The 18160-nt window shown below is 71.9% G+C and carries 15 protein-coding genes; 6 read left to right on the top strand and 9 right to left on the bottom strand.

What is annotated here, in order from left to right; all coding sequences use genetic code 11:
• Positions 1-235: 235 nt before the first annotated feature.
• Complete coding sequence (locus tag ACQEU6_RS03960) at positions 236-709, bottom strand: GbsR/MarR family transcriptional regulator (protein ID WP_499329219.1); 474 nt, start codon at positions 707-709, stop codon at positions 236-238.
• Between the two features lie 85 nt (positions 710-794).
• Between ACQEU6_RS03960 and ACQEU6_RS03955 the strand changes: the two genes are divergently transcribed.
• From ACQEU6_RS03955 to ACQEU6_RS03940, 4 genes are all read left to right on the top strand, one after another.
• Positions 795-1715, top strand: a complete 921-nt coding sequence (locus ACQEU6_RS03955) for an ABC transporter ATP-binding protein (RefSeq protein WP_499329218.1) — start codon at positions 795-797, stop codon at positions 1713-1715.
• Between the two features lie 236 nt (positions 1716-1951).
• Entirely contained in the window at positions 1952-3178 is a 1227-nt protein-coding gene (locus ACQEU6_RS03950; protein ID WP_499329217.1) for an IS110 family RNA-guided transposase, read from the top strand.
• Positions 3179-3237: 59 nt separating this feature from the next.
• A complete protein-coding gene (locus ACQEU6_RS03945) occupies positions 3238-4074 on the top strand; it encodes an ABC transporter permease subunit (RefSeq protein WP_499329215.1) in 837 nt (278 codons plus the stop codon).
• Positions 4075-4327: 253 nt separating this feature from the next.
• Positions 4328-5962 carry an AMP-binding protein gene (locus ACQEU6_RS03940; RefSeq protein ID WP_499329214.1) on the top strand — a complete coding sequence of 545 codons (1635 nt, stop codon included), beginning with the start codon at positions 4328-4330 and terminating at the stop codon, positions 5960-5962.
• Between the two features lie 9 nt (positions 5963-5971).
• On the opposite strand, the gene asnB is transcribed toward ACQEU6_RS03940, so the two are convergent.
• From asnB to ACQEU6_RS03920, 4 genes are read right to left on the bottom strand one after another with little or no spacing between them, the layout of a single operon-like run.
• Entirely contained in the window at positions 5972-7795 is a 1824-nt protein-coding gene (gene asnB, locus ACQEU6_RS03935) for an asparagine synthase (glutamine-hydrolyzing) (RefSeq protein WP_499329213.1), read from the bottom strand.
• Positions 7796-7834: 39 nt separating this feature from the next.
• Entirely contained in the window at positions 7835-8632 is a 798-nt protein-coding gene (locus ACQEU6_RS03930) for an alpha/beta hydrolase (RefSeq protein ID WP_499329212.1), read from the bottom strand.
• On the bottom strand, positions 8629-10194 hold the full coding sequence (locus tag ACQEU6_RS03925) for an amino acid adenylation domain-containing protein (protein ID WP_499329211.1): 1566 nt from the start codon (positions 10192-10194) through the stop codon (positions 8629-8631). Before ACQEU6_RS03925 ends, ACQEU6_RS03930 begins: the two co-directional genes overlap by 4 nt.
• The gene (locus tag ACQEU6_RS03920; RefSeq protein ID WP_499329210.1) at positions 10191-11369 is read right to left on the bottom strand and encodes an acyl-CoA dehydrogenase family protein; all 1179 of its coding nucleotides are present in this window, start codon (positions 11367-11369) and stop codon (positions 10191-10193) included. The genes ACQEU6_RS03925 and ACQEU6_RS03920 overlap by 4 nt, the downstream gene beginning before the upstream one ends.
• Positions 11370-11904: 535 nt before the next feature.
• On the opposite strand from ACQEU6_RS03920, the gene ACQEU6_RS03915 reads away from it, so the two are divergent.
• Positions 11905-12189 carry an acyl carrier protein gene (locus tag ACQEU6_RS03915; protein ID WP_499329209.1) on the top strand — a complete coding sequence of 95 codons (285 nt, stop codon included), beginning with the start codon at positions 11905-11907 and terminating at the stop codon, positions 12187-12189.
• 1 nt (position 12190) lies between these two features.
• The gene (locus ACQEU6_RS03910) at positions 12191-13540 is read left to right on the top strand and encodes a TrpB-like pyridoxal phosphate-dependent enzyme (protein WP_499329208.1); all 1350 of its coding nucleotides are present in this window, start codon (positions 12191-12193) and stop codon (positions 13538-13540) included.
• Positions 13541-13634: 94 nt separating this feature from the next.
• Here the strand turns inward: ACQEU6_RS03910 and ACQEU6_RS03905 are convergent, their stop codons facing one another.
• From ACQEU6_RS03905 to ACQEU6_RS03890, 4 genes are read right to left on the bottom strand one after another with little or no spacing between them, the layout of a single operon-like run.
• Positions 13635-15224 carry a sialidase family protein gene (locus ACQEU6_RS03905; RefSeq protein ID WP_499329207.1) on the bottom strand — a complete coding sequence of 530 codons (1590 nt, stop codon included), beginning with the start codon at positions 15222-15224 and terminating at the stop codon, positions 13635-13637.
• A 57-nt stretch (positions 15225-15281) separates the two neighbouring features.
• Complete coding sequence (locus ACQEU6_RS03900) at positions 15282-16406, bottom strand: alanine racemase (RefSeq protein ID WP_499329206.1); 1125 nt, start codon at positions 16404-16406, stop codon at positions 15282-15284.
• On the bottom strand, positions 16403-17230 hold the full coding sequence (locus tag ACQEU6_RS03895; RefSeq protein WP_499329205.1) for an amidohydrolase family protein: 828 nt from the start codon (positions 17228-17230) through the stop codon (positions 16403-16405). Before ACQEU6_RS03895 ends, ACQEU6_RS03900 begins: the two co-directional genes overlap by 4 nt.
• The gene (locus ACQEU6_RS03890) at positions 17227-18129 is read right to left on the bottom strand and encodes an IclR family transcriptional regulator (RefSeq protein ID WP_499329204.1); all 903 of its coding nucleotides are present in this window, start codon (positions 18127-18129) and stop codon (positions 17227-17229) included. The genes ACQEU6_RS03895 and ACQEU6_RS03890 overlap by 4 nt, the downstream gene beginning before the upstream one ends.
• Between the last annotated feature and the right edge of the window lie 31 nt (positions 18130-18160).

Here is an 18160-nt window from a genome sequence, read left to right as displayed (position 1 = left end):
ATGAACGCCAGATCTGACATTGCTCGATTCCTTGGGGGGCGGCGCGCGGCCGCCGTGGAGCGCCGGGTGCTCGTCGCACCCGCACCCGCTTTGGGGGTGCATCAGGAAGTAAACGGCACTTTTCGGAAATCTCCCCGAGCCGTTGACGCGTTCTTAGCGCGCGCGACCCCGCGCTTAACGCGTCCTTAACGCCGTCGGATCCGAGCGTCGCCGAGAACGCGTTCCCCGTACCGGGTTACCGCCCGCCCTCCGCCCGCCGGCGGGGGTAATCGGCGCGCCAGCGGTCGACCAGGGCGGGCATCTCGCGGAACATGAAGCCGTAGAAGTCGCGCATCTCCTCCAGGCGGCGCGCGGCGAGGCTGTCGCGGCCGGCGGCGGCGATGCCATGGTCGGCGGCCTCGAACATGGCCTGGATCAACCCGTTCTGCGTGGACATCAGCGTGGCCCAGGCGCCCTCGCGGAGCCGGTAGTGCTCCCGGCGGCTGCCCGGGGCGGGGACGCGCTCGATCAGCCCGACGGTGGAGAGCATCTTGACGGCCCCGGACACCGACCCGGAGCTGATGGAGAGCCGTTCGGCGAGTTCGGGCGCCGTGACGCTGTCGGCGTCGGCGAACATCAGCGCCGCCAGGACCCGCGCGGTCGCCTTCTGCAGACCCCCCTGCGACAGGGTCAGCGCCATCCGCTCGGCGGCCTCTCCGGTGTCTGCCACGGCGCTCCCTCTGCTCGCGATCTCCGCGGAAGTCTAACAGTTCAAAGTCTTCAGAAATCTTTGAAAGTTCTGATACTTTCGAGCCATGCACACGGCGATCGAGCTGACCGAGCTCACCAAGAACTACGGCGCCCGGCGCGGCCTGTCGGGCCTGTCCCTGCGGGTCGGCGCCGGCGAGGTGCTCGGCTGCCTGGGCCCCAACGGCGCCGGGAAGTCCACCACGATCCGGCTGATGCTGGACCTGATCCGCCCCACCTCCGGCACGGCCCGGGTGCTCGGCCTGGACCCGCGCTCCGACGCGGTGGAGCTGCACCGGCGCGTCGGCTACCTGCCCGGAGACTTCGTCGCCGACGGCCGCCAGCGCGCCGGAGAGTGCCTGGCGTTCCTGGGCCGCCTGCGCGGCGGCGTCCCCGCCCGCAGGATCGCCGAGCTGGCCGAACGGCTGGAACTGGACCTGGCGGCCCGCGTCAGGAGCCTGTCCAAGGGCAACCGGCAGAAGGTCGGCCTGGTCCAGGCGTTCATGCACGACCCCGAACTGCTGATCCTGGACGAGCCCACCTCCGGTCTGGACCCGCTGGTGCAGCACACGTTCCTGGAGATGGTCGCCGAGGCCCGCGACGCCGGGCGGACGGTGTTCATGTCCAGCCACATCATGAGCGAGGTGGAGGCCGTCGCCGACCGGGTCGCCATCATCCGCCAGGGACGCCTCGTCGCCACCGACACCGTCGCCGGCCTGCGGGCCCGCTCGTCCCTGCGCGTCCGGATCGGCTTCGCCGCCCCGGTCGCGGGCGCCGAGTTCGCGGCCCTGCCCGGCGTCGCCGAGGCCGAGGTGGAGCCCTCCGGGAGCGGCTGCGTCCTCACCTGCCGCGTGGACGGAAGCCCCGACGCCCTGGTCAAGGCGGCCGCCCGGCACACCGTGACCCGGCTGCACGCCGACGAGCAGGACCTCGAAGAGCTCTTCCACGCCTACTACACCGGCGACGACGACACCGTCGCCGCCGCCTAATGGGAGCTGCCGGGTCGTAGAGACTCGGTAGCCGTAGCCGCCAGCAGGTGAGCACTCCCGCCGCCGGAAGCCGTCCGACTTCTGAGGTCAGACCGTGCCCCTGCTGGTCGGCCGGGAGGCCAGACCGCTGATGGGGTGGCGTGCCCGCCCAGTGGGGTGTGAGCACTGGATCCATTAGGCCGCGTGCCGCGCTTTCCGCAGGCTGCAAGGAGCGAAGTACCTGACCAGGAGGACGAGTGCTGCTGATCGGCGATGACTGGGCCGAAGACCACCACGATGTCGAGGTCCAGGACGAGACCGGCCGGAAACTGGCCGCCGCGAGGTTGTCCGAGGGCGTGGAGGGGATCGCCAAGCTGCACGAGCTCGTCGCCGAGCACGGCGGTGGGGACCTTGATGCCGCCGAGGTCGTGGTCGGGATCGAGACCGACCGCGGCTCATGGGTGCAGGCCCTGATCGCCTCCGGTTACCAGGTCTATGCGATCAATCCCCGGCAGGTGGCCCGGTTCAAGGAGCGGTACGCCTCCTCCGGCGCCAAAAGCGACAAGGGCGACGCACACGCGCTGGCCGACATGGTCCGCATCGACCGGGCCCAACTGCGGCCGGTGGCCGGGGACAGCGCCCAGGCCCAGGCCGTCAAGGTCGTCGCCCGCGCCCACCAGACCCTGATCTGGGAACGCACCCGCGCCTTCCAGCGGCTGCGCAGCACGCTGCGGGAGTACTTCCCCGCTGCCCTGAACGCCTACGCCGACCTGGCCCTGACCAGCACGGACGCACTGGAACTGCTGATCAAGGCGCCCGCCCCGGCAGCCGGGGCGAAGCTGACCCGCACCCAGATCACGGCCGTCCTGGCCCGCGCCCGCCGACGCAACCGGGACGCCAAAGCGGCCACGATCCAGACCGCGCTGCGCCAACGGCAGCTCGGCCTGCCCGAGCCGGTCACCGCCGCTTACGCGGCCACCGCCACCGCCCACGCCCATCTGATCATCGCGCTGAACGAGCAGATAGCCGCAATGGAGGAGCAGGTGAAGGCCCATTTTCGAACGCACCCGGACGCTGAGATCTACCTCTCGATGCCCGGCATCGCGGAGATCACCGGCGCCCGGGTGCTCGCCGAGTTCGGAGACGACCCCACCCGCTACGCATCCGCCAAAGCCCGCAAGAACTACGCCGGCACCAGCCCCATCACCCGGGCCTCCGGCAAGAGCCACACCGTCCAGGCCCGCTACGTCCGCAACAACCGCCTCGCCGACGCGCTGCAGACCCAGGCGTTCTCAGCCCTGCGCGCCTCGCCCGGCGCCCGCCGCTACTACGACAAACAGCGCGCCCGCGAGACCGGCTACAACCCCGCCCTGCGCCAGCTCGGCAACCGCCTCGTCGGCATCCTCCACGGATGCCTCAAGACCCGCACCCTCTACGACGAAGCGACCGCCTGGTCGCACCACGCACACCTCCATGCCGCTTGACATCAAACGACATGGGGTGTCTGACCGCCCGTGACCGAGCCCACCTCCGAGGACGCAGGATGACGACCACCGCCCCCGACGCCGGCCTTCCCGGAGCCTCCGGCCCCGGCCGCGCGTTCAGCCGCTCGATGTTCACCAGGACGCTCTTCGACAACCGGCGCGTCTTCACCGCGTGGGCCCTGGCCACCGGCCTGCTGGCCATGGCGTACGCCGGCTTCTACCCGCAGGTCGCCGCGGACGCCGCCGGCACCGTGCCCGAGGCCGTGAGCGGGTTCGGCTTCGACGACCCGGCCTCGGCCGCCGGCTACCTCCAGGGCGCGGTGTTCGGGCTGCTCGTGCCGCTGCTGGCCACCTTCTACGGCGCCGCCACCGGCGCCCGCATGATCTCCGCCGACGAGGAGTCCGGCTACCTGGACCTGCTGCTGGCCCACCCGATCGGACGCACCCGCCTGCTGCTGCACCGCTTCGCCGCCCTCGCCGCCGGAGCCGTCGCGATCGCCGGCGCGGTGCTGGCCGCGATGCTCGCCGTCCGCGACGGCGCCGAACTGGACTCCGTCACCGTCTCCGGCTTCACCGCGCAGACCCTCGACCTGGCGCTGCTGGCCCTCGTCTTCGGCGCCCTGTCCACCGCCCTCGGCGCGGCCACCGGAAGGGGCCGGGCCTTCGTCTTCGGCGTCACCGCCGGGACGGGAGTGCTGGCCTACGCCCTGAACGGCTTCGCCCCCCGGATCGGCGCCGACCGGCTCCGCGCGCTCACCCCCTTCCACTACTACATCGGCGGCGAACCGCTGAAGAACGGATTCCGGCTCACCGACGCGGCCGTCCTCACCGCCGTCACCGCGGCGCTCCTCGCCTTCGGCGCCTGGCGGTTCGGCGGCCGGGACCTCGGCCGCTGACGCCGCCTCCCGCGGGATTCGGCGCCACCCATCGCAGGCCGGCGGGGGCGGCGCGCAGGACGTTGGTCCCGCAGTGGATGGAGCCCAGGCGCACGGTCCGAGCGAACGGGCGGCCGCGGCCCTCGGGTAAAGGCGTCACCGCAACGCGCGCGGACTTCCGGGGGGTGTGACGAAAGGCGAATCCGAGTTATGTTGATCTCCGTTTGCGCGCGGACCGGTCCACCCTTCCCGAAGATGTGATTGCGGTGCTGACATGACCATGGCCTCTGCGAACTTCCGTGACCGCGGCTGGTGGCGGGACGAGACCTTTGCCGACGACCTGCGGCGGCACGTGCGCGAAAGGCCGGGAAAGGCGGCGGTGGTCACCCGGCGCCAGGCCGACGGTCGGACGCACCGGCTCGACTACGCGCAGCTCCTCGCGGCGGCCGACCGGTGCGCCGGGGCGCTGGTCGAGCTCGGGCTGCGTCCCGGCGACGTGTTCGCGGCCCAGCTCACCGACAGGTGGGAACTCGCCGCGATCACGCTCGGCTGCATCCGGGCCGGGGTCGTGTACTGCCCCCTCATGAAGACCTACCGGCGCCGCGAGCTCGACGTCATGCTGCGCGTCACCGAGGCGCGGGTCCTCGTCACCATGGCCGAGGACAACGGGGACCGGCTGGGCGAGCTCGGCGCCGAGCTGGCCGGCGAACTGCCGTCCCTGGAGCGCGTGTTCGTCGCGGACGGCCATGGCCCGGAAGGCACCGACGAGTTCGAGTCGTTCTTCTTCGGAACCGCCTGGGAGGAACGGCACGGCCATCTGCTCGACGAGCGGGAACTCGGCGCCGACGACCCTTATCTGGTCCTGTTCACCTCGGGCACGACGAGCGATCCCAAAGGGGTGCTCCACAGCCAGAACACGCTTTACGCCGCCATTCGCGGCGAGGCGCGGACCTTCGGCCTCGACGAGTCGCTCGTCATGTACACCACCGCGCTCTACACGCATTACACGGGCGTCGTACAGGGCATGCTGATGCCGCTGGCACTGGGCGGCACCATGGCGTTCCAGGACGCCAAGGACCCCGGCGACGCCCTCGACCTCATGGCCGAGCACGGGGTCACGTTCTTCTACTGCGCGCCCTTCTACCTGCTGAGCCTGCTCAAGGAGCAGCGGTCCGCGCCGCGCGCGCTGCCCGCGCTGGCGTGGCTGGTCAGCGGGTCGGCGCCGATACCTCCGTACTTCATCGGCGAGACCGAGAGCGTCTTCGGGCTCCGGTTGTACTCGCTGTGGGGCATGACCGAGAACGGCCCGGTGACGATCACCCGCCCGGACGACCCCGAGGACTGGGCCGCCCACAGCGACGGGAGTCCCATCTCGGACATGGAGCTGCGGATCGACCCCGTCTCGGACCGGACCGAAGGCGAGGGCGTCCTGTGGGTGCGGGGGCCGACGCAGTGCCTCGGCTACTACCGGCGGGACGAGCTGTACGCGGCCGACCTCGACGAGGACGGATGGTTCGACACCGGCGACCTGGCCCGCCCGGACGGCCGCGGCGGCATCCGGATCACCGGCCGGGCCAAGGACATGATCCTGCGCAACGCGAACATCGCGCCGGTCGCCGACCTGGAGTCGATCATCGGCCGGCACCCCGGCGTGCGCGACGTCGCGGTCATCGGCCTGCCCGACGAGCACGAGGACGAGACGATCTGCGCCGTGGTGGCGCCGGTCTCCGCGACCGACCCGGTCACCCTTGAGGAGCTGCGGAGTTCGCTGGGCGAGGCCGGGATGACCAAGGCGTACTGGCCGCGGCGGCTGGAGCTCCTGGAGGTCCTGCCCACGACCGCGACGGGGAAGATCCGGAAAGAGGACCTGCGGCGGCGCTACGGGCGGGCGGAGGGGACGCGGCGGTGACGGCGCGGGTCACGCCACGACGCGGACCCCGGTGAGCCACCGGTTCAGTTCGAGGAGGTAGGACAGGCCGATCGCGGAGGTCCGGGCCGTGATCGGACCGGGCAGCGCGTCCAGTTCGGAGGTGACCGCCCGGCGCACCTTCGCCCGGTCCATGAGGTCGAAGAGCGGGGCGCCCGGTTCGCCGGTCATCTCGACGACCAGGTTCTTCAGCGTCTCGACGTAGCCGGGGTCGCGGCTGGCCGGATAGGCGCTCTTGGGCCGGCCGACGATCTCCTCCGGCAGCAGGTCCGCGCACGCCCGGCGCAGCAGCGCCTTCTCCGTCCCGCCGTCGGCCTTCAGGTCCGCGGGCACGTTGAACAGGTACTCGGCGAGCCGGTGGTCGGCGAAGGGGACCCGCACTTCGAGGCCGACGGCCATGCTCATCCGGTCCTTGCGGTCCAGCAGCGCGCCCAGCCAGCGGGTCAGGCCTAGGTGGAAGACCTCCCGCTGCCGGCGGCCGGCGCGGTCCTCGCCGTCCAGGCGCGGGACCTCCGCCAGCGCCTCGCGGTAGCGGTCGGCCTCGTAGTCCTCGGGCCGGATCGCGCGCCTCACCTCCTCGCGGAGCAGGACCTGCGGCTGGCGCCGCGCGTACATCCAGGGGAACGACGTGTGCCGGACGTACCGCTCGTCGACCTGCCAGGTGTAGCCGCCGAACATCTCGTCGGCGGACTCCCCCGACAGCGCCACCGTGCAGTCCTCCCGGACCCCGCGGAACAGGTGGTACATCGAGATGTCGAGATCGCCCCATCCGGGGAGGTCGCGCGCCCGCAGGCCGCGGCCGATCCCCTCGACGAGGCTGTCGGTGCCGACCTGGACCACGGAGTGCTTGAGCCCGAGCCGTTCGGCGACCAGGCGCGCGTAGGGCTCGTCCGGGCTGGGCCGCCACAGGTCGCTCCCCGGCCGGGCGGGCGCCGGGACGCTCACCGAGTAGCTGGCCAGTTCTCCCGCGAACTCCCGGGCTGCCAGGGCCGTGATGGCGCTGGAGTCGATCCCTCCGGACAGCAGCGTCCCGACCGGTACGTCCGCCACGATCTGGCGCCCGACGACGTCGGTGAGCAGGGAGCGGATCTCGGCCGTCGTCGTGCGGAAGTCCTCGGCGTGGGGGCGGGCCTCCACCTGCCAGTACCGGCGTTCGCGGCAGCCGGAGGCGTCGGCGACGACCAGGCATCCGGGCTTGAGCTCCCGCATCCCGCGGTAGACGGCGTGGCCGGGCGTCCTCGCGCGCGGGACGGCCGTCAGCTCGGCGAGGCCCTCCAGGTCCACCTCGGCCCTCATCTCGGGGTGGGCCAGCAGGGCCTTGGGCTCGGAGCCGAAAATGAGCCCGTCGCCCAGCTCGGCGTAGTAGAGCGGCTTGATGCCGAGGCGGTCCCTGACCAGGAGGAGTCGCTGCGCTCGTTCATCCCAGATGGCGAAGGCGTACATGCCGTTGAGTCGCGTGACGAGATCCGCACCCCACTGGAGATACGCCGTCAGCAGCACTTCGGTGTCCGACCGGGTGCCGAACGACCAGCCGGCCGAGCGCAACTCCGCACGGAGTTCGTGGAAGTTGTAGATCTCGCCGCTGAACGTGATGACGACCGGCTCGCCGTGCCGCCCGTTCCGCAGCATGGGCTGCCGCCCGCCCTCGATGTCGATCACGGCGAGCCGCCGGTGGCCCAGTGCGGCGTGGCGGGAGAGCCACGTGCCCTCGTCGTCCGGGCCCCGCGGGGCCTGCGTCCGCGTCATGCCGGTCACGACGGGGCCCTGCTGGGAGAGGTCCCTCGTCCAGTCGGCCCATCCGGTTATGCCGCACACGTGCGCTCCTTCCGTCGTCGTCTTGGGGGTGCGCGCAGATCAGGCGGACAGGAGGCGGCTCCGGGCGAACGCGAAGAGGTCGGGAAGACCGGCGTTGACGAACTCCCAGTCGTGCCCGCCGGGCCGTTCCCGGTACCGGTGCGGCACGGAACCGTCCGAAAGGGCCGCTCGCATTCTGCGGTTCATTTCGATCATCCGGGGATAGTCGTCCAGGCCGACGTCGAGGTGCACGTCGATCGCGTGTTTCGCGTCGCGGTCCCGGATCGCCCGGTAGGGGTCGTACTCGCGCCGGACCTCGCTGCCGACCGGCCCCCAGACGCGCTCGTGGTCCCGCGTGGTCGGCATGGCCAGCCTCTGCCCGGACCGCAGATCGTCGTAGGGATCGCCTTCGCGCAACGGGGCCTCGAAGGCGCCGGCGTTGCTGCACACGACCGAGAACACCTCGCCGTGCCGCAACGCCTGGTAGAGGGCCGCGGCCCCGCCCATGGAGAACCCGCCGATGCCCCGCCCGTCCCGGGACGCCACGGTGTTGAAGGCGCCGTCGACATGGCCGACGACCTCTTCCACCAGGTAGTCCTCGTAGCGCCGCCCCCGCGCGTCGTTGATGAACCATGAGCGGCCGGACTCGGGAAGGACCACGACCAGCCCGGCCGAGTCCACGGCGGTCGAGAGGTCGCCGCACCGGAGCCAAGTGTTCCGGTTGCCGCCGAAGCCGTGCAGCAGGTAGAGCACCGGAAAGGCCCGGCCGGCCGACGAGTACCTCGACGGCAGAAGGACGTTCACCGTCTTCTCCCGGCCGATCGCGGCGCTCCGCCAGGTCTCCGCCAGGACCTTCATCGCGGGTCCGCCCGGGTCTCGCCCAGCCGCCTCCGGTCGATCTTCCCTGTGCCGGTGACCGGGAGCGCCGACCTGACATGGAACCGCTCCGGAACCATGTAGCGCGGGATCTCGGTCAGGCAGTGCCGGCGCACCTGGGAGACGTCCAGGGGGTGCGCGGCGGGCACCACGTACGCTTCGACGACCCGTTCCCCGGTTCCGTCGTCGACCGCGACGCACGCGGCCTCCCGGACGTTGTCCGCTGCCGACAGCACCGCCTCGATCTCGCCGATCTCGACGCGGTGGCCGCGGATCTTCACCATGTCGTCCTCGCGCCCGCAGAACACGTAGTTCAGCTCGTCGTCGAGCCGGACCAGGTCCCCGGTCCGGTACGCGTCCAGCGGCTCCGCGCCGTCCCGGGGGATCCGCACGGTCTTCTCCGCCGTGAGGCCGCCGTCCCGCCAGTAGCCGAGCATGACCGAGTCCCCGGCGACGCAGAGCTCCCCCGACGCTCCCGGCTCGTGCACCACCGGGCGCCCGGACCCGTCGACGACGAACGTCGCCGCGTACGGGCAGGCGCGTCCGATCGGCACGGGGTGCCGGCGGTGGCCGGCGACGTCCGACTCGCGGACGCGGTGGAAGACGCAGACGTTGGTCTCCGTCGGACCGTAGAGGTTGTAGAAGTCCGCATCAGGGATGAGCGAGCGCAACTCCCGGAGCCGGGCGATCGGGAACGTCTCACCGGCGAACAGGACGACCCGCAGCCGCGACCCGGCCAGCAGCCCGCCGTTCTTCGCGGCGAGCATGCGGGTCAGCGCGCCCGGGACCGAGTACCAGACGGTGATGCGCCACTCGACCGCGAACCTGGTGAGGGCGCCCCCGAGCCCGACCTGGCTCCCCGGCACCAGCACCACGCAGCCGCCCGCCGCGCAGGTGGCGAACAGGTCCAGCACGGACAGGTCGAAGTGAAACGGCGCATGGCTGGAGACCCGGTCGGCGGGGCCGAGGCCGAACTCGTCGACCGCCCATTCCACGAACGCGCGAGCATTTCCGTGGGAGAGCACCACGCCCTTGGGAATGCCCTCGGATCCCGAGGTGTGGAGGATGAAGGCAGGGCTGTGGACGTCGACGACCGGTTCGCGCGCGCCTTCCGCCGAGGTTGCGGCGACCGCCTCTTCCCAGCCGATGACGGACGCGTCCGGCGCGGGGCCGACGGACACGATCCGGCAGGACGAGTTCTTCCGCAGCCATTCGACCCGGTCGTCCTGGGCGATCACACAGGCGACCTCGCAGTGGGCGATGATGTGGCCGGCCCTCTTGTAGGGCGCGCTCGGGTCGATGGGCACGTAGGCCGCACCGGCCTTCAGCACTCCGTGCACGGCGACGACCGACTCGATCGACTTGTGCAGCCACAGGGCGACCCTGTCACCGGGGACGACTCCGCCGTCGATCAGCGTGCGGGCCAGGGCCGAGCTGAGCCGATCCAGCTCGCCGTAGGTCATCGCCTCGCCCTGCGACTCGACCGCCGGAGCGTCGGGCCGGACCCGGGCCCAATGGCGCAGGCGGTCGTTCAGACCGTTCACCTTCCCTCCCCGTCTCCCCCGGTGTCCGGCCAGGCGAGGCCGAGCTTTCCGGAGATGATCACTCGCTGCAGGTCCGAGGTGCCGGACGAGATCGTCATTCCGAGGGCGTCCCGGAGATTGCGTTCGGCGCGCCCGTCGCAGGAGTAGCCGAGCGCTCCGTAGACCTGCATCGCGCTGGTGAAGACGTCCGCCGCCGCTTCGCTCACGTACAGCTTGCCGACTTCGGGAAAGATGCTCGCCTCCGGGCCGTCGAGCTCCGCCGCCGCGCGGCGCAGGAGCATGCGGGATATCTCCCAGCGGATCCGCATGTCGACGATGCGGTTGGAGACCGATTGGTAGCGCCCGATGTGCTTGCCGAACTGGCGGCGCCTTCGGCAGAAGCGCGTGCATTCGTCGATCTCGCGCTGCATGACCCCGAGCCACGGCGCCAGGAGGAGTGCCCGTTCCCACGCCATCGTCCGCGCGAACACCGCGGATCCCTGCCTTTCGGCGCCTAGCCTGCGGGAGGCGGGGATCCGGCAGGCGTCCAGCTCGACCTCTCCCCAGCGGGCGGTGCGAAGGCCCATCTTCTCCGCCTGCTCCTTCACCGAGACGCCGGGGTCGTCCCGCTCCACCAAAAAGGCGGTGACTCCGGTGAATCCGAGTTCCGGGTCGACGGTCGCGTAGACGATGAAGACATCGGCGACCGGCGCGTTCGTGACGTACCGCTTGCGTCCGGTCAGGAGATAGGAGTCGCCGTCGCGCTCGGCCGTGGTGGCGAGCGCCAGCGCGTCCGAGCCGCTTCCCGGCTCGGTCATCGCGTTGGCCCCGACGAGGCGGCCGGCGGCGAGTCCGGGCAGGTACCGGCGGCGCTGGCCCTCGTCGCCGAACTTCCAGACCGGCACCTCGACGGCCAGCACGTGGGCGCCGATCGCCATCATGAGGCCGTTGTCGAGGCAGCCGTGGCCGAGCCCCTCCATCGCCTGGACGTAGTCGAGGGGACCGCGTCCCGACCCCCCGTACTCCGAGGGCAGGAGCAGTCCGAGCACGCCTTGTCCGGCGCAACGGGACCAATCGTCGCGGCTGAACACTCCGGCCCTGTCCCGCTCGGCCACATCCCTGCTCAGCGCTTCTTCGCCGAACGCGCGGAAATCGCGGTACAGCCCGTCCTGGCCATCGTCCCATTCGATCCGCATGGCTCTCCAATACCCCGAGCGGGATGTCATGCCATATCGAGAATCGCCGGACGACCGCCTGCTTTACAACGGCGGCGTCATGGCCGGGCGCCCGGCGACGCGCGCGCCGCGGATCGCCGTGTCGGCGCCACCACCGTGCGGAATCGCAAGCGTCGCCCCTCCGGTCCGCCGGGCGGACTGCGGGAAACCCGGCCGCGCCGCACCGATCGCTGCCATTGTGCATCCGTGAAGCGATCTTGAGAAGCCCAACTTCTGCCAAATGGGCGCGGCGCGGGGCCTCGTACGGCCTCTTGCGCCCCCCGGACGCCTGTCGTACGGTACGGACCGTCAACCAATCGAAGCGGAAAACGTTCCGGCCATGGACGGCCCGCCACCGGTTCGTCGGCGAGAACCGAGGCTCGGACGGCCGGCTCGCCGGTATGCGAGGCGCTGTTCTCCCCCCGGCGAGCGCATTCCATCCGCAGGGAGCGATTCCCGCCGAGCCGACTTTCCTTCACCGTTTCCGAGGCCGACGCCCCCAGACGAGGTGCATGCCATGGATCGTGCCGGCAACGTCGACCTGGCGGCGCGGATCAAGAGCATCATGATCCGCGTTCTCGATCTGGACATCGCCCCCGAACGGCTCGACGAGAACGTCTCGCTCTTCTCGCCGACCGTGGGAATGGACTCGCTGAGCCTGCTGCACACCCTCGTGGAGATCGAGAAAGAGTTCGACATCGAAATCGACGACGAGGACGTCATGGACGCGGAACTGAGGAACGTGGGAAGCCTGGTCGACATGATCAGCGGAATCATCGGCGCGGAGGGCGGAAAAGCGTAAGATGCGCGAGGCTTTCGAACTCGACCGCGACAGGGTTCCCACGCACTGGTACAACGTCCTCGCGGACCTTCCGATCGAGGTGCCCCCAGCGCGGCCGGCGCCGCCGGAGAACGGCGGTGCGGCACCGCTGCGACCGCAACTGCCGTTGTCGATGTACCGCCAGAGCATCGGCCGCGAGCGGTTCGTCGAGATCCCCGGCCCCGTCCGGTCCGAATACCAGCGCTGGCGGCCGACCCCCCTTTTCCGCGCGTCCAGGCTGGAGACCGCTCTCGGCACCCCGGCGCACATCTATTTCAAGTACGAGGGCACGAGCCCGTCCGGCAGCCACAAGATGAACACCGCGCTGGCGCAGGCCTATTACTACGGCAGGTCCGGCGTCGAGGAGATGGTGACGGGCACCGGCGCCGGCCAGTGGGGCACCGCGCTCGCGATGGCGTGCCACCCGTACGGGATGGCGTGCACCGTCTTCATGGTGCGGTCCAGTTACGAGCAGAAGCCGTACCGGGGCACGCTGATGCGGTTGAACGGCGCCGAGGTGATCCCGAGTCCCAGCACGAGGACGGAGGTCGGCAGGGCCGCCCTGCGCGCCGACCCGGAGTCGCCGGGCACCCTGGGGATCGCGAACGCCGAGGCGATCGAGTACGCCAACGGCCGGAGCCAGGCGCGGTTCTCGATCGGCAGCGGGGAGAACCACGTCCTGATGCACCAGACGGTCATCGGCGAGGAGGCGCTGCTGCAGATGGAACTGGCCGGCGAGTTCCCCGACGTCGTGATCGGCGCGATGGGAGCGGGCAGCAACTTCGCCGGGCTGACCTTCCCCTTCTTCCGGGCGGCGCCGGCGGAGAACGTCCGCACACGGTTCCTGGCGGTCGAACCCGACGCGTGCCCGAAGATGACCAGGGGCAGCTACATGATGGATTACACCGACTACTCCGGTGTGACTCCCGCGGTCAAGATGTACACCCTCGGCCACGCGTTCACGGCGTACCACATCCACGCCGGAGGCCTGCGCTACCACGGCGCCGCTCCGATCGTCAGCGCGATGTACGACCACGGCCTGGTGGAGGCGACGTCCTACCCGCAGACCCGGGTCTTCGAGAGCGGCGCCGCGTTCGCGAAGGCGGAGGGGCTCGTTCCCGCCCCCGAGTCGGCCCACGCCGTCGCCGCCGCGATCGACGAGGCGGTACGGGCGCGCGAGGAGGGCCGGGAGCGGGTCGTCCTGGCCGGTCTCAGCGGACACGGGCTGCTGGACCTCGGCGCCTACGAGAGCCACCTCTCCGGAGAGACCGTCGACGTCGCCCCCACCGACGAGGAGATCAAGGCGTCCCTGCGCCTCATCGAGTCGCTGTGACGCCCGTCCGCCGCGCGAGCGGGCCCGGCGGCGAGCGCCGGCACGCCACGCGGGGCGGCGTGCCGGCCGTTCGGCGGGACGCGAGGGTTCGGCGTCAGGGGGCGGCGGGGGCGCGCACGCCCAACTCGGCCAGGACGGCCGCACCGTCGGACCGGGTGATCTCGACCTTGATGCTGTCGACCGGGGCGCCGGCGTCGACGCGGAACCAGGTGAGGTCGTCCCCCCACCGCACGGTGTGGTCGAGGTCCCCGACCCTGTGCCACGCGCCGTCCGCGGTCCGGACGCTGACCTTCGCCGCTTCGGCGTAGCCCGGCTTGAGCGCGACGCCCGCCTCGGTCACCCTGGTCGGCCCGTCGAACGTGATCGTGTACTGGGCGGGGGCCGCCGTGGCCTTCCAGGCGGCGTCGTAGTAGCCGACCACGCCGTCGATCGGGCCGGCGCGTCCCACGTTCGGCCGGCCCGGAGTCGTGTACAGCAGGTCGGTGTCGATGCCGAGCCGTCCCGCGGCGTTCAGGGCGGCGAGGTCCACGCGGCGCGGATCCGCCGGCTCGGGCCGGATGCTCGCCACGTCGACGAAGTCGCCGACCAGCTGGCTCCGGTTCGAGTCGAAGCCGAGCACGAGGACCCGGCCGGGACGGACCTCCGCGACGGCGGGGTTGGCCTGGTCGCCGGTCCCCGAGTCGTACACCAGTTCGCGCGGCGCCCCCGTCCACGGCCGGCCGGGGTCGCGCAGGACGGCGCCGACGGTGCCGCGGCGGTTGGTGAAGTGCCCGGAAAGGTCGCCGTAGGCGAGGAAGACGTCGCCGTTCCGCAGGACCTCGGTGTGGGCCGAGGAGGTCACCAGGTCGATCTCGGCCGGGGGCGACCATGTGCGGCCGCCGTCGCGCGACCAGGACTCCTGGGAGTGGACCGCGCCCATCGTGGAGGCCGCCGTGCCGATGCGCAGCAGGGCGTGGACGGTCCCGTCGCGCAGGACGGTGAGCACCGGCTCCTGGTAGTGGGTGCCCTGCGCGGACGCGATCAGCGATTCGGTGTTCGCGTGCCAGGTCTCGCCCCCGTCCGGGCTGCGCACGACCGTGGCGCGCTGCCAGCGGTCGTCGGGGACGGTGCCGTAGAGCGGGATGATCAGCTCGCCGGAGGGCAGCTCCTTGATCTGGCCGTGGCTCGCCGCCCATCCCAGTTCGTAGGTGTCGACGACGTCGGACTCGCCGCTCATCGAGGTCCGCACCGCCGCGGGCTCGGACCAGGTGGTCCCGCCGTCGTCGCTGTGCCGGACGAACACGCCCATCGGCTCGGGCGGCGCGACCGAGTAGTCGATCTGGAACCAGCTCAGCAGGAGCCGGCCCGAGCGGAGCTGAGTGATCATCGGGTCGCGGTCGTCGTACGGGGAGTCGTGCACGGCCTTGGGCGACGACCAGGTGCGGCCGCCGTCCCGGCTGTCGAGGATCAGCAGCCGGCCGTCCTGTCCGGTGTGCCCGGCCCCCTCCCGCGCCACCGCGACGAGGGACCCGTCGGCGAGCCGCTCCATGTTGGGGAAGTGCAGCTTCTTGCCCGGCGCGGCCTGGGCCACGATCACGTCGGGACGGTCCGGGGCCGGCGGGGCGGACGGGCCCGCGTGCGCCACGGCGCCCGGAAGCCCCAGCGCGAGCAGCGCGCCCACGGCGATGGAAATACCTCGATGCATTCGCATGGTTTCCGGATAGAACACGGAATATCATTCCATGTCAATGCTCGAATTCGGTTAATGGCGCGCCCGGATCGGGTGGCGTTCTACGGCGCGGCCGCCGTCCGCGAAGTACAGCGCGCTCCACATGTTGGTCGTGCCGCAGGCGTGGTTGGGGACGACGCGCAGCAGGTCGCCCACGCGCAGGCCGGCGGCGCCGGGCCCGGTGAGGTAGCCGTGCTCCTCGTTGCCGCCCGCGAACTCAAGCCCGTCCAGCGGATCGCCCGACGCGTCGCAGACGACGCCCAGCGTTCCCGCGGTCGCGACGGAGTCGGAGCTCATCGCCTTGATCCCGGCGTCGATGATCACCGTTCCTGGGCGCTGGGCGCTGGTGACGCGGGTCAGGACGGTCTGCGCGCACTGGCCGATCTCGGCGCTGCCCAGGCCGACCTGGTTCGCGTCGAAATAGACGTAGGTACCGGGACGCGCTTCGGTGACCCCCGCGGCGAACGGCGCGGACGTGGCGCCGGGCGTCGAGCCGACCGAGACCAGCCCGCACTCGTGCCCCGCGGTGCGCAACGCCTCGGCGACCTGCGCCAGCGTGCGTCCGGCGAGGTCGCCGGCAGCCTCCAGCCCGGGCCGGTCGGGACCGTGCGCGGCGAGGTGCCCTTCATGGGTGAGGACGCCCCGCATCTCCAGAGCGGGCAGCGCGCAGAGCGCGCCGGCGGTGTCGACGGCCCTGCCGGGGTCGACTCCCGCCCGGTGCAGGCCTGTGTCGACCTCCAGGACGAAGGGCACGGTGACGCCGCTGGAGGAGGCCGCCTGCGACAACGGCTCGGCGACCTCAAGCGAATCGAGCGCGATGGTCAGCCCTCCCCTGGCCAGGGCCTGGACGGCGATGGCGACCTTGGCCGGCCCGACCGGCTGGTGCGCCCACAGGACGTCCTCGACGCCCGCGTCCTGGAGGAGCCGCACCTCGGCGGGCGTGGCGCAGGTGAACCCCCGCGCGCCGTGGGCGAGTTGGCGCCGCGCGACCGCGAGGCACTTGGACGTCTTGAAGTGGGGCCGCAGCGCGACCCCGGCGGCGCCGATCGCGCCCGCCATGGCGGCCAGGTTGGCCTCCATGCGGGCCCGGTCGACGACCAGCGCGGGTGTCGGCAGGGCGTCCAGGGGCAGCCCGCCGGGCGGGAGGTCGGCGTTCACGCCAGTCCCATCCGGGGCCGCGGGTCCCCGTCCAGCAGCCACTCGACGGTCTCCTTCCTGATCTCCGGGAAGCCGGAGGGGCGCTGTCCCGCCATCGCGCGCAGCCCGGCCACGGCCTCGGCGGGCGTCCAGAGCGGGAAGTCGGAGCCGAAGACGAGCCGGTCGACCACGTCCCACTCCTGGGCGCGGGCCAGCGCCAGGTAGCCGTCCATGGGACGGGCCCAGCACGCCGACACGTCGGAGTACACCCGGCGGTTCTTGCGCAGGGTCACGATCGTCTCGCGCTGCCAGGGATGCCCGAGATGCGCGATGATCTGGACGAGGCCGGGGTGGCGGCGCGCGACGTCGTCCACGACCAGGGGGTTGCTGACCGACAGGTCGCCGGCCGGGCTCGGCGTGGCGCCCATGTGCCACAGGACGACCAGCCCCGCGTCGGCCGCGGCCCGGTAGAACGGGTCGTGGACGGTGTCGCGCGGGTCGAACAGCGCCAGCACCGGGTACAGCTTGATGCCGCGCAGCCCGCGGGCGACGCCGTCGGCGAGCTGGTCGAGCACGTCGGGGTCGGTGGGGTCGAGCGCCATGAACCCGATCGTCTCCGTGGAGGTCTGCGCGCAGAACCTCTCGGTGTACTCGTTCGGGGTGAGGACCCCGGCGGCCGTGGCGCGGATGCCGAACACGCACGCCGCGGTCACGTCCGCCATCGCGCGGTCGTAGTCGGCGGGGGTGAACTCGTGGGCTCCCCGCCCGTAGACGGGTTTCCAGTGATGGTCCCACTCGGGGCCCCAGTGCTCGGGCCGCTGGCAGTGGGTGTGGAAGTCGATCAAGCATCCTCCCGGGTGCGGGGCGCGCCGGAGCGCAGGGACGAGCGCAGGTACTCCAGGGCGGCGACGACGTCGGCGTCGGCCGCGAGGCCGGCCGCCGCGGCCCGCAGCCCGTCCAGGTAGCGGGCGCGGCGGTCGCCGTCGAACTCGGCGGACGGCCCGGACACGCTGAGCGCGGCGACGCAGTCGCCGTCCACCTCGACGGGGACGGCGACGCAGCGGAGGCCGACGCTGCCCTCGTTGTCGTCGAGGGCGTGGCCGCGCTCGGCCGTGGCCCGCAGGTCCTCGGCGAGGGCGCTCGCCGTCGTGAGGGTGTGCTCGGTGCGGGCCGGGAACGGCTCGGGCGGCAGATGCGCGGCGACCCCCGACGGGGCGAGCCGGGCGAGCAGCATCTTGCCGAGTCCGGTGCAGTGGGCGGCGTCGCGGGTGCCGGGCATGGTGTGGAAGCGGATCGGCCGGTCGGGCTCGCGGACGCACACGTGCAGCACCTCCCGGCCGTCCAGCACACCGAGGTTCGCGGTCTGGCCGGTGGCCTCGGCGACCTTCGCCAGGTGGCCGCCCGCCACCTGGGACAGGTCCAGCCCGGTCAGGTACGCGGTGGACAGCGTCAGGGTCTTGTGGCCGAGCCGGTAGGCGGGCCGCTCGTCGGCGCGGACCACGTAGCCCATCTCCTCCAGCACGCCGAGGAGCCGCACGAGCGTGCTCTTCGGCAGGCCGGTGCCGGCCGAGAAGTCGTTCAGGGTGAGGGAGCCGCCCTGCGCGGCGAGACGTTCGAGGAGCGCCAGGCCCCGCGCCAGGGCGTTGGCGTGGTAGTTGGCCGCCGCCGGGCGGTCGTCGTCCACGTTGGCGCGGCGGGCCGCGGGCCGCGCGCCGGCGGCTCTCGTCCCTCTGGCTCTGTCCATGGGTGCCTCGTCTCTGTTCTGGGGATGCGCG

It is taken from the genome of Spirillospora sp. CA-108201 (assembly GCF_050936235.1).
Taxonomy (GTDB): Bacteria; Actinomycetota; Actinomycetes; order Streptosporangiales; family Streptosporangiaceae; genus Spirillospora.
Note: the sequence above shows the minus strand (reverse complement) of the source record. Positions and strands in the feature narration are given on the sequence as shown.